General features: G+C 63.0%; 13 protein-coding genes. 6 read left to right on the forward strand and 7 right to left on the reverse strand.

All coding sequences use genetic code 11. The features are described from left to right. Positions 1 to 8: 8 nt before the first annotated feature. The 3 genes from ACZI8Q_RS07125 to ACZI8Q_RS07135 all read right to left on the reverse strand — a co-directional run bounded on the left by ACZI8Q_RS07125 (position 9) and on the right by ACZI8Q_RS07135 (position 2694). Positions 9 to 539, reverse strand: coding sequence for a MarR family winged helix-turn-helix transcriptional regulator (locus tag ACZI8Q_RS07125; RefSeq protein ID WP_463372800.1), 531 nt, complete (start codon positions 537 to 539; stop codon positions 9 to 11). A 126-nt stretch (positions 540 to 665) separates the two neighbouring features. Next, on the reverse strand, positions 666 to 941 hold the full coding sequence (locus tag ACZI8Q_RS07130; protein WP_463372801.1) for a hypothetical protein: 276 nt from the start codon (positions 939 to 941) through the stop codon (positions 666 to 668). A 46-nt stretch (positions 942 to 987) separates the two neighbouring features. Further along, complete coding sequence (locus ACZI8Q_RS07135; protein WP_463372802.1) at positions 988 to 2694, reverse strand: sodium:solute symporter family protein; 1707 nt, start codon at positions 2692 to 2694, stop codon at positions 988 to 990. A 168-nt stretch (positions 2695 to 2862) separates the two neighbouring features. Here ACZI8Q_RS07135 and ACZI8Q_RS07140 point away from each other — a divergent pair, with 168 nt between their 5' ends. From ACZI8Q_RS07140 to galK, 3 genes are read left to right on the forward strand one after another with little or no spacing between them, the layout of a single operon-like run. Then, positions 2863 to 3663 carry a DeoR/GlpR family DNA-binding transcription regulator gene (locus tag ACZI8Q_RS07140; protein ID WP_463372855.1) on the forward strand — a complete coding sequence of 267 codons (801 nt, stop codon included), beginning with the start codon at positions 2863 to 2865 and terminating at the stop codon, positions 3661 to 3663. Further along, entirely contained in the window at positions 3660 to 4766 is a 1107-nt protein-coding gene (gene galT, locus ACZI8Q_RS07145) for a galactose-1-phosphate uridylyltransferase (protein ID WP_463372803.1), read from the forward strand. The genes ACZI8Q_RS07140 and galT overlap by 4 nt, the downstream gene beginning before the upstream one ends. Further along, complete coding sequence (gene galK / locus ACZI8Q_RS07150) at positions 4763 to 5884, forward strand: galactokinase (protein WP_463372804.1); 1122 nt, start codon at positions 4763 to 4765, stop codon at positions 5882 to 5884. Before galT ends, galK begins: the two co-directional genes overlap by 4 nt. A gap of 38 nt (positions 5885 to 5922) precedes the next feature. Here galK and ACZI8Q_RS07155 read toward each other — a convergent pair whose 3' ends face one another. Next, positions 5923 to 6360 carry an HIT family protein gene (locus ACZI8Q_RS07155; RefSeq protein WP_463372805.1) on the reverse strand — a complete coding sequence of 146 codons (438 nt, stop codon included), beginning with the start codon at positions 6358 to 6360 and terminating at the stop codon, positions 5923 to 5925. Positions 6361 to 6396: 36 nt separating this feature from the next. Here ACZI8Q_RS07155 and ACZI8Q_RS07160 point away from each other — a divergent pair, with 36 nt between their 5' ends. Both ACZI8Q_RS07160 and ACZI8Q_RS07165 read left to right on the forward strand, forming a co-directional pair. Next, entirely contained in the window at positions 6397 to 6546 is a 150-nt protein-coding gene (locus ACZI8Q_RS07160) for a hypothetical protein (protein ID WP_463372806.1), read from the forward strand. Between the two features lie 72 nt (positions 6547 to 6618). Further along, positions 6619 to 7251 carry an arsenate reductase/protein-tyrosine-phosphatase family protein gene (locus ACZI8Q_RS07165; protein WP_463372807.1) on the forward strand — a complete coding sequence of 211 codons (633 nt, stop codon included), beginning with the start codon at positions 6619 to 6621 and terminating at the stop codon, positions 7249 to 7251. Here the strand turns inward: ACZI8Q_RS07165 and ACZI8Q_RS07170 are convergent. The 3 genes from ACZI8Q_RS07170 to ACZI8Q_RS07180 are packed head-to-tail and all read right to left on the reverse strand — an operon-like array spanning position 7193 to position 10334. Then, positions 7193 to 8350, reverse strand: coding sequence for a sulfotransferase family protein (locus ACZI8Q_RS07170; protein ID WP_463372808.1), 1158 nt, complete (start codon positions 8348 to 8350; stop codon positions 7193 to 7195). The genes ACZI8Q_RS07165 and ACZI8Q_RS07170 overlap by 59 nt on opposite strands. A 29-nt stretch (positions 8351 to 8379) precedes the next feature. Next, a complete protein-coding gene (locus ACZI8Q_RS07175) occupies positions 8380 to 9162 on the reverse strand; it encodes an SDR family oxidoreductase (protein WP_463372809.1) in 783 nt (260 codons plus the stop codon). 5 nt (positions 9163 to 9167) lie between these two features. Continuing rightward, positions 9168 to 10334 carry a hypothetical protein gene (locus ACZI8Q_RS07180; protein ID WP_463372810.1) on the reverse strand — a complete coding sequence of 389 codons (1167 nt, stop codon included), beginning with the start codon at positions 10332 to 10334 and terminating at the stop codon, positions 9168 to 9170. A gap of 122 nt (positions 10335 to 10456) precedes the next feature. Between ACZI8Q_RS07180 and ACZI8Q_RS07185 the strand changes: the two genes are divergently transcribed. After that, positions 10457 to 11377, forward strand: a complete 921-nt coding sequence (locus tag ACZI8Q_RS07185) for an IclR family transcriptional regulator (RefSeq protein ID WP_463372811.1) — start codon at positions 10457 to 10459, stop codon at positions 11375 to 11377. Positions 11378 to 11420: the final 43 nt, after the last annotated feature.

Consider the following 11420-nt stretch of genomic DNA (forward strand, 5'->3'; position numbering starts at 1 on the left):
GCGCACGGTCACCATTTGGTCGGCGCATCGCCGGTGTCGAAATCGCCGGCGGTGCGCCGCAGCTGCGCCAAGATCTTCACCAGTTGTTCGATGTCGCCTTCCACGAGCCCGGGCTGTGCGAACACCTGCTCGTTGAGAAGCTCGGTCGAAGAGGTTGCGAGCGTGCGCCCTGCCTCCGTGATCTCGATGAGGGTGGTCCGGCGATCACTGGGATGCGGCACTCGCTTCACCAACGATGCGGCCTCGAGCCTGTCGACCGCGTTGGTCACACTCGTCGGATGAACCTGAAGGCGGGCGCTCGCCTTCGCCATGGGGAGCGCACCGGTCCGGGTGAACGTCAGCAAGGTCAGCAACTCGTAACGCGCGAACGTGAGCCCGACGGGTTTGAGCACCTCTTCCACCCGGGCCATGTAGATCTGCTGCGCACGCATCACCGACGTGACGGCGGCCATACCGTCGGCAACAGCACCCCAACCATGCGTCGTCCACTGTCTGTGGGCCTCTTCGATCGGGTCCAGTGGGAGCGGTGACGATGCCATGTGCCGATCATCCCACGACCGTTTCGGGGACATCGCCACGGTGGGGCCGTGTCGCGGATCCTCGGACCGGATGCGAGACGGGTGGCCCCGGCGGTCATAGGGGCGCTGAGCCCGCCCTGTTACCGGCTATTCGCCGATCACTTGCGGGCGTGCCAAGGCCCACGCCGCAAACCCGAGGGCGATCCCCAGCATGATCACACCCACCCACAGATTTGCGATGGTGCCCACGCTCATGTCCACGACGTTGTTCGACGGCGACGACTGGGTGCGTCCGCCGAATACCGAGGGGAACAATCCTGCAAGGGTGAGCAGGATGCCGTAGATGCCCAGCAGAGCGGCGATGATGCTGCGGATGTCGAACAGCCGAGCTGCAATGGTCGACTTCTTGTCGGCGGTGGTCATTGTCGTATCCTTCCTTCGCGGTCAGTGAACCTGTGACGCTTCGCGGTCAGTGAAAAATGACGTTGAGAACGACCACGAGCCCGAGTGTGAAGCCCGCCAACGGAACAGGGCGCTTGTACCAGGGGTTGGTTGCGTCTTCCGGGTCGACGAACTGCTCGCGAGGTGTCTCGGAGTAGACGAATCCGACGAGTTCCGCCGCAGGTTTGGGTCGCGTGACCAGGCTGACGACGACGCTCACCACGATGTCCACGACGAAGGCGGCCGAGGCCGCAACGAACGGCACCCCCTGACCAGGCAGGGAGTACACCCCGACCTCCGACAACACGAACACGAACACTGCGGATGCGGTACCTGCGACGAGACCCATCCAGCCTGCGGCAGGGGTCATGCGCTTCCAGAACATACCCAGAATGAACGTGGCGAACAGTGGTGCATTGAAGAACCCGAACAGCGTCTGGAGATAATCCATCAGGTTGGAGTACCCCGATGCGATCAGCGCGGTGAAGATGGCGAGTACGGTGGCAGTCACCGTCGCGACGCGCCCGACGGTGATGTAGTAGCTGTCCTCGCGATCCTTCACGACGTACTGCTGCCACAAGTCGTAACTGAAGACGGTGTTGAATGCCGAAATGTTGGCGGCCATACCTGCCATGAACGCCGCCATGAGACCGGCGACCGCGACGCCGAGGAGTCCGTTCGGCAAGATGTCGCGCATCATCAGGAGCATGGCGTCGTTGTAGGTGATCTCGCCGGTCCCGTTCTGCTTCAGGTTGATCATGTCGCCGATCGCTGCGGCCGCGATCATGCCGGGAACCACCACGACGAACGGGACGAGCATTTTCGGGATCGCACCGATGATCGGGGTACGGCGGGCGGCGGACATCGAATTCGATGCCATGGCTCGCTGTACCTCGACGAAGTTGGTGGTCCAGTATCCGAACGACAGAACGAAACCGAGGCCGAACACGATACCGACGATGGACAGGATGGGGGAGTCGAAACCACTCAAGGCCTGGCCCGGCCACGAGGTGAGCTGTTCGGAGGTCGAAGCCGTCACCGTGCCGTCGGTCTTGGTGGGGACGACCTTCTCCTTCAGTCCCGACCATCCGCCGACCTTGATGAGACCGATGACCGTCAAGGGCACCAGCGCTGCGAGGATCACGAAGAACTGCAGTACTTCGTTGTAGATGGCGGCCGACAAACCGCCGAGGACCGTGTAGGTCAGCACGATCGCTGCGGCCACGATCAGCGACACCCAGAGGGACCATCCGAGAAGAACTTTGACCACGGTTGCGAGGAGGAACAGGTTGACGCCCGCGATGAGGATCTGTGCGACTGCGAAGCTGATCGCGTTGACGAGGTGCGCCCTGGAATCGAACCGTTTGCGCATGAACTCGGGAACGCTGCGCACCTTGGAGCCGTAGTAGAACGGCATCATGACGATACCGAGGAAGATCATGGCGGGAATGGCGCCGATCCAGTAGTAGTGCATCGTCGCCAAACCGAGCTGCGCCCCGTTCGCGGACATGCCCATGATTTCCACGGCGCCCAGATTGGCGGACACGAAGGCGATGCCGGTGACCCACGCCGGGAGGCGACGCCCAGACAGAAAGAAGTCGAGGCTCGTGGAGAGCTGACGGCGGGCCGCGTACCCGATGCCGAGAACGAACGTGAAGTACACGGCGATGAGTACGTAGTCCAGCGCATTCGTGTTGAACGACAACACGCCTTCCGCCGCAAGGTTCGACGTCACGCGTCAACCTCCCTGGTTGAGTGAGCAGCCGCACTGAGATGTGCGATGTTGAACGTAAAGTAACAGACTCGCACAATCAAGAGCGCCGAATGCGTCCATAATGTTCTAGAATGTTTGGTAATGTTCGAACGTGGCGTGGATCAGCCGGAACTCGGAGGTTAGGTGGACATGCTCGCAGCGGAGCGGCACGACAGAATCACGAAGGCGCTGCGCAGGGACGGGGCGGTTCGGGTTGTGGAACTCGCCGAACACCTGAACGTTTCGGAGATGACGATCCGCCGCGACCTCGACGTCCTCGACGAGCGTGAGATCCTGCGAAAGGTGCACGGTGGCGCAATCGCGCGCGGCAATCGCGGCGTCGAGCTGCCGGCCACGGCGAAGGCGGCTCGACAACACGCGGAAAAGGTGGCCATCGGGCGCGCTGCCGCGGAGGCGGTCGAGGATGGAATGACGATCGCACTCAGTGCTGGGACGACCACCCTCGAACTCGCACGCCTCCTGCGCGGGCGGTCGTCGGTCACCGTCGTCACCAATTCGATCTCGATCTTTCGAGAACTCACCGAACGACCGTCCGGTCGACCTGGCTTCGCGGGGGCCGACCCGACGGTCTACTTGACGGGCGGCTCGAGAACTCCGTCCGATGCCCTGGTCGGTCCCGTCGCCAATGCCGCGCTCGACACGTTTCGTGTCGACGCCGTGTTCCAGGGTGTGCACGGGTTCGACATCGAATCCGGATTGACCAGCCCGAATATTGCAGAGGCCGATACCAACCGTCGCCTCATCGCCACCGGGGGACGGTTGTTCGTGCTTGCAGACCACACCAAGTATCGCGAGGTGGGAACCAACATCTTCGCCCGCATGTCTGCCATCGACACCCTGGTGGTCGACGACGGGCTGGACGACGTCGCACGAGCCGAACTCGCCCCCCACGTCAGGAACATTCTCATCGCCGAAGCGGAGGTCGCATGACCATCTCGGAACCCGTGCTGAGCACGCTGGCCGATGGCCGGTCGATTCGGTTCTTCTCGTTACCGGGAAACACCCCGAAACCGGTCGAAGACGTCCGCCCGTTGCCCGTCAGGACCGAGACGACAGGCTCGGACGTTCGGTACGACAGAGCGACCGGTGACTGGGTGGCCATCGCCGCGCTCAGACAGGACCGGACGTACAAGCCGCCGGCCGACCGATGCCCACTGTGTCCGTCGCCGCACGGGGACTCGAGCGAAGTACCGGCGGCCGACTACGACGTTGTCGTCTTCGAGAACCGCTTTCCAAGCCTGTCCGGTGCGGGTACAGGTGCACCCGCTTTGCCGCCGACATCGTCGGACGATCAGATGAGCGCTCCGGGAATCGGTCGGTGTGAGGTGATCTGTTTCTCCAGCGACCACTCGACGTCGTTCGCGGAACTGGGTCATGATCAGGCTCGTCTCGTTGTCGACGTGTGGCGTCAGCGGACAGCGGCGCTGCTCGCGATGGACGGAATCGAGCAGGTTTTCTGCTTCGAGAACCGCGGCGAGGAAATTGGTGTCACGCTCTCGCACCCGCACGGTCAGATCTACGGATACCCGTATCTGACGCCGCGCACCACATCGATGCTGCGTCAGGCCGAAGCGTTCGCGAAGAGAAACGAGGGCCGGAACCTGTTCGCCCGAATTCTTGCCGACGAGGTCTCCGCCGGAGTGCGCGTGATCACCTCGAACGTGAACTTCACAGCCTTCGTGCCGTTCGCAGCTCGGTGGCCGGTCGAGGTGCATATCTACCCGAATCGTCAGGTACACAATCTCGTCGAGCTGTCTGCGCGTGAGCTCGACGACCTCACCTCGATCTACCTGGACGTACTCGGACGGTTCGACCGGCTCTATCCGACCCCACTGCCGTACATCTCGGCGCTGCACCAGTACCGAACCACGTCGATCCAGAAGCACGGGTACTTCCACATCGAGCTGATGTCGGTCCGGCGGTCGGCAACCAAACTGAAGTATCTTGCGGGATCGGAATCGGGGATGGACGCGTTCATCACCGACGTCACTCCCGAAGCGATGGCCGAGCGGTTGAAAGCGGCCGCATCATGACCGGCGGAATCATGAACCCGGTGGTGGCGCGTGCACCCGGCCGTATCAATCTCATCGGAGAACACACCGACTACAACCAGGGCTACGCAATGCCCATAGCGTTGACCCAGCAGACGACGGTGCGATTCGAGCCGAACGGTACGGACGTCGTCACTTTGCTGAGCAGTGAAGAGGGAGACGGCCAGACTTTCGGTCTCGCAGTGGCGCCCGGTGATGTCGCGGGGTGGTCGGCCTATCCGGCGGGAGCCGTGTGGGCGCTCGCAGAGTCGGGGCATCCGGTGGTCGGAGGAACGATGACCATAGACAGCGATGTTCCGATCGGAGCAGGATTGTCGTCGTCGGCAGCGCTGGAATGCGCTGTGCTGCTCGCAATGAATGCTGCTACCGGAACGCGTCTGTCACGTTTGGAGGTTGCGCAGATCGCTCAGCGCGGTGAGAACGACTTCGTCGGCGCGCCTACCGGGCTGATGGATCAGCTCGCCTCGCTCAATGGTGAAGTCGATCGCGCACTGCTCATCGACTTCGAGACCTCCGCAGTAACTGCCGTCCATTTCGACCTCGACGCGCACGAACTCTCGTTGCTCGTAATCAATTCCAATGCTGCACACCAACATTCGACTGGAGAATACGCGCTACGGCGCGAATCATGCACTCGAAGTGCACACGAGTTGGGAGTCGATTCTCTGCGCGGAGTTCAGGGCATGGACGTCACGCAGACACTCGGGTGCATATCCGACACCACCGACCGTCGGCGGGCGCGCCATGTCCTCACCGAGAACCGGCGAGTCCTCGATTGCGCCGAAGCGTTGTCCGCAAACGATTTTCGGTTCGTCGGCGAGCTGATGGTGCAATCTCATGTGTCGATGCGCGATGAATTCGAGATCACCACGCCGCACATCGACCTCATTGCGGACTCTGCAGTTCGGCACGGGGCGCTGGGTGCACGCATGACAGGAGGCGGATTCGGCGGGTGCGTGATCGCACTGGTGCGATCGGACGACGTCGACCGAGTCGCTGCCGCAGTTTCGGGAGATGTCGGTCGCGATGGTTTTCCCTCGCCCGACATCTTCGTCGCCCATGCCGGCCCCGGTGCGTCCGCCACCCCCGTGAGTGGTTGACGAGTCCCAGCGCAGAGTCCCAGCACTCGGCTGACCACTCACTGGCCGTCATGGCTCGTACGGGCGAGCGCCTCCCGGATGGTCGCCGCAGTACCTTGCGGGTCCGACGAGCGGCGGACGAGGAGCCCTTTCACGAAGCGAAGTTTGTCTCCGTTGTGCCGCGGAACCACATGCAAGTGCGTGTGGGCGACAGTCTGAAAGGCCGACTTGCCGTCGTTCACGACGAGGTTTGCACCATCCGCGTGGAGGTCGGAGAGCCGTAGCGCGCGACTCAAGATATGTCCGACCTGAAACATGTGTGCCCCCAAGTCGGCGGACAGTTCGGTCAGGTCGGTGGCGTGCTGCTTGGGAATGACCAGCGTGTGCCCGCGCGTGACAGGTCTGATGTCGAGGAACGCAATTACCGTCTCGTCCTCGTATACCCGGTGGGCATCGCCGTCACCGGTCGCTATCGAGCAGAAGATGCATGCGCTCATGTGGATCGAACTCCGCGTGTCGTGAGGGAAGCGAACATGGCGAACCTAACGCATGCGGCGGGAAACGTGACGAAGATCCCCCGTGTGATTCGCAGCGGTGGCACACATCGCGTCACCTGGTTGTCCTCCGCCGCGCGGCGACCAGGAATGGGCTATCGAGAGAACACCGCATTGACTGCTGGTTAACCCTTGTCGGCCGGCGAATTGCGCATCGCGTCGCACGAGGAGTTGGACGTATCGGTTGGCTATTGTGCCCGCATGCACGTCCTGTTCCTCTGTAGCGGTAACGTCTGCCGCTCGCCGATCGCGGAACGTGTGACGAGGGCGTTCGCAGTCGAGAACGACCGAACCGACCTGTCGGCTGAGAGTGCGGGCGTGCGTGCGCTCGTCGGTTTCCCGATCGAACCCGTCGCCGCCAACGTGATCGAGGGACTCGGGGCGTCGGCGGCACACTTCAAAGCCCGACGACTTAGGCCGGACATGATCGACGATGCGGACCTGGTACTCGGTATGACCGAACGCATTCGCGATCACGCAGCCGATCTGGTGCCGGACGCGTCCAGCCGAGTCTTCACTTTGCGTGAGGCGTCCACACTGGTCGCGCGAGCGAGAGCCACGACGGTGGCCGGGTTGGCGCGAGCCCGCGGCCGCTACTCGATCGACGACGAGGACATCCCGGATCCGGTGGGGTTGAAGGCGGAGGCCGCGGCGAGGGTGGGCGACCGAATTGCCGAAGCACTACTTCCGTTGCTGCACGCGTTGGCGCAATCGGAGCCGCTGCCCACTCCAGCAATGGAGCCCGAATTGACCAGGAGATTCGTCGCCGGTGGTGCTACGCATCCGCGGGAAAGCGATAGCCCGAGAACCGTTCGTTCACCTGGCCTTCGGTGAGTCCGAACTCTTCGAGGGTGTATTTGTGCGCGGGTTTGCGTGAGCCACTGCGACTCTCGTTGTGCATGCCCTCCATCGCAGCCCACGCCGACGGGCCGAGTTCGAGTCCGAACGTCGAGTAGATGTCGTCGACGGTACCGAGCGGATCGGCGACGAAGTCGTGATAGTCCACGTCGACGAACTGCGTCTGGTCGTACCCTGACCGTGCTTGCGTGAACTGCTCGAGCCCCCGCGCCCACAGGTCGAGTTGGTTGCGGCCGATCACCTCGCCGCGGAACTTCTCCGACCATCCTGCGGTCGCCTGCTCCGCGAGGCTGCAGACGGATGGGACGATGGTACTGGGTGGCCGGTGAGTCTGGATGATCAGCGCATCCGGGTACACAGCCATCAGTTCGTCCAGTGCGAAGAGGTGGCTGGGATTCTTCAGCACCCACCGTTTCTCTCGGTCGGGCAGACCGATCAACTGCAGGTTCTTCTTGTGACGGGCGTAGGCATTGGTCCAGTCCTGGCCTTCGAGCCAGTGTGAATACGTCGGCAGGTTGGCCAGGCACTCGTACGACACCGACTTGAACGTCTGACGGAGCAGCTGCCAGCATTCCTCGACCTCGCCCGCCGACATGTAGTGCACCCCCATGAATTCGGGGTGTTCGATGTGATGACGACCGAAACCCTCCTCGATCTTCTGATACACCGGGTTGGCCTCCCAGGTCTCGCGGGGAGGTCGTGGCTGTGGCATCTCCGTCAGCCACATTTCCAATCCCTGATGCGACGGGTCGGCGGTCAGAAGCCGATGGAGGGCCGTGGTACCCGTGCGAGGCAGACCGGTGACGAAGATCGGCCGCTCGATCGCGACGTCGGTATGCTCCGGGTGCTGCTTCCAAGCGGCTTCGCTGAGCAGCCGCGCCACGAGTGCGCCACGCAGGAAGAACCGAGACATCTTGCTCCCCAGCGGAGTCAGGGACTCGTCGCTGCGGTACGACTCGAGCAGGACACCGAGTGCTTCGGTGTAGTCGTCGCCCCCGAAATCGTCGAGCCCGGTCATGCGGGTCGCGGATGCTTGCAGGTCTTCGATCGTCCCGACGGTGGTTCGTTCGCTCATGAGCTTCCGTTCTTCGGTGGTGGCGCTGGTCAGTGGTGGTATTCGCCGCAGTTCACGTCGAGGCACTGCCCGGTGATCGCGTTCGCCATCGATGACGCGAGGAAGATGGCCGCGTCTGCGACTTCCTCCGTTTCCGGGAGACGCAGAAGATCCGTTCCGGCAGCGGTGTGCTCGTAGATCTGATCCACGCTCATGCCGTACTTCTCGGCCTGATGCGCGAAGTACTGCTTCAACGTCTCCCCCCAGATGTAGCCAGGAGCGACGGAATTGACGCGAATGCCGTACGGCCCCAACTCGCTGGCGAGCGACTGGGAAGCCGCCAGCAGCGCGGACTTCGCGATCTTGTACGAGCCGTATCGCTGCTGCGAGTGCCGGATCACCATCGAGTTGATGTTGACCACGGCGCCCTTCGATTCGGTGAGCGCCGGAGTGAACAACTGCGTCAGACGCAACGCCCCCAGTACCGTCAGCTCGATGCTGTCCCGGATGTGGTCGAAGTCGGTACGGGCCAACGGCCTCATCGCGGGAATGGAGAAGGCGTTGTTCACGAGGGCGTCGACGCGGCCGAACCCGTCGAGCGAGGCCGCCACCAGCGCCTCCGCCGACGTTTGATCTGTGATGTCGGTGGCAACGGTCAGGGCCTGCCCACCGGAATCGATGATTTCTTTCGCGACGTCGTCGAGTCGAGACGCAGTCCGGGCGGCGAGGACGACGGCGGCACCTTGTTGCGCGCAGCGCACGGCAAGCGTGCGGCCCAGGCCGGGGCCGACGCCGGACACGACGACCACTTTGTCCTGTAGAAGATTGCTCACGACGTTCACCCCAGCATCCGGCCGGCGATCGCCGCTTGGCGCTGCGCGATTCGTGTCGCGAACGCCTCGGGCGTGATCTTGTTGTGGTCGAAGTGGGGGAGCGCGTCCGGTATCTCGGCGAAACTCACGATCTGCACGCTCGGTCCATCCTTCGGAGTGAACTCGCGAGACACTCGTTGCCACCGGAACTGCAGGTAGCCACGATCGTGACCGAGCGTTTCGATCCAATTGGTGACACCCGGATTACGGTCGCTGACCACCAGCCGGATCATTCCGTCGGGATCTTCCTGGGCCTGATCGGCGTTCAACGACGTCTGATGGTTGATGTAGTCGAGCGAGACATACCACATGCTGCCGAGCTGAAAACCCTGGTAGGGCGCATCGGATTTGGGAACGGTCACGATCATGGCCTCGTCAGGTCCGAGCTCGTAATGGCCGACCGACGAGTACTGAGTGGCCAATCCGCCCGGCGTCAACCGAGGTTCGGTCATCGAGTTGACCGGAAGCTTCAAGTAGAACCACTCCGGGAACTGCAGCCACGTCTTCACGCGAGATACCAGCGCTTTGCCTGCACGCGCGTAGTTCTTTTCGGCGCTGTCGCGAGTCAGTGGTGGCGGAGCGCTACCAATCGTGTCGGCGCGGGCGATTCGAATGGTTCCGCGCTTTTGTGACCAGTCGCTGTACACCTCGCGGACCACCAACTGCGCGGCGCCGGGCGCCAACGTGAAGTAGTTACGACGCCCCTCCGCCGGCTCGGGGCCGAATCGGATCTCGTAGGAGCCGTCGTCGGCGATGTCGATCTCGCGGTCGTCGAAAGCATTGGTGCTACCGGGGACGTTTGCGGAGGTGTAGTTACCGTTGAGCACCTGGAAGCTCAGATCGACTGTGCTGCCGCGCGTTCCGCTCACGATGTATTCGATGTCGTCGTTGATACGGGCTCCGAAATACAGCGTGTCCGGGTTGTCGAGGCCCATCTTCGTGAAGGGCCCGGTGCCGGTGATGAAGAACGGGTGGGTCCGATGCGTCGCCCACGCTGCGTGGGTGGTCGCCACTATTCCGCCGGCGAGGTACTGATAGCCCTCGAGCAGGTCCTTCTCGTCTCGGACGTGCGGGGCGCTCTCGATCAGCATTTCGGCCTCGGCGAGGGCGTCCGCAAATGGATCGGTCAGCACACCGTGCTCCTCATGACAGAACTCCTTGCGACTGAGATGCGGTACAACTACGAGTGCGGTACAAATATGAACCGACATGGTAGAACTGATAAGACAATAGAACGCGTTCTAGGGAGTGGTCAATGGTGGCATCCGGCGGGTCGGCGAGACGATCGCCGCCGACCGAACGAGTCGTGCAGGTGCTGGACTTCCTCGTTTCCCGGAAAGGGCAGCGATTCGGTTTGTCCGAACTGGCACGTCAATTGGAGATCAGCAAGCCGACCTGTCTGGGGATCCTGTCGGCGCTCGTCGACGGCGGTTACCTCATTCGGGACGCAGAATCCAAGACCTACGGGCTCGGGCCCGCGCTCATCGCGGCGGGGCGCGCGGCGCAACAGGGCTTCGCGGCAGGACCGATCGCGCGCGAGCACCTCGAGAAGTTGGGCGAGCGCTTCGGCACGACCTGCACGGCTTCGGCGGTGGTCGGCGATCGCATTGCCGTACTCGAACTCACTAGTCCGCCGGGGGTCAGGCCGGCGGTGAAGGTAGGTGAGGTGTACCCTTTCGCGCCGCCGGTGGGGTTGATGTACGTCCTGTGGGACGGCGACGAGCAACTGGAGGCGTGGCTGCGTAGGGAGCCGACGCTCCCGGTTCGCCTGGACCGTGACCGTCTTGGCCGGGTCGTGGCCGAGTGTCGGCGCGACGGCTACCTGGTGGAGACGCTCACCCTGGCGGGGCGGCAACTTCACGCACTCATGGCCGGGGTGGCGGCTCACGACCTGCCGCCGGAACTGAGGGATGTTCTGGGTGAGATGGTGTCGAGTCTCGGTGAGCGGGTCTATCTCGCAGGGGCGGATGGTTTCGACGAGCCGGAGGAGACTGCCGGCGGTCACCCGGTGAGTCTCATTGCGGCACCGACTTTCGACGCCGAGGGGCATCAGGCGATGGTGCTCACCCTGTACGTGGGCGTCACGATCTCCGACGGCGAGATACGTGAGCGTGGTGCGGCGCTCGCCGCTGCAGCGGATGCGGTCACGGAGGAGGTTGGGGGGCGCAGGCCGTAAGCGAAACCCGAGTCGGGCATTGACCAAGTTCTGAAACGCGTTC

The sequence above is a fragment of the Rhodococcus quanlei genome (assembly GCF_055231015.1).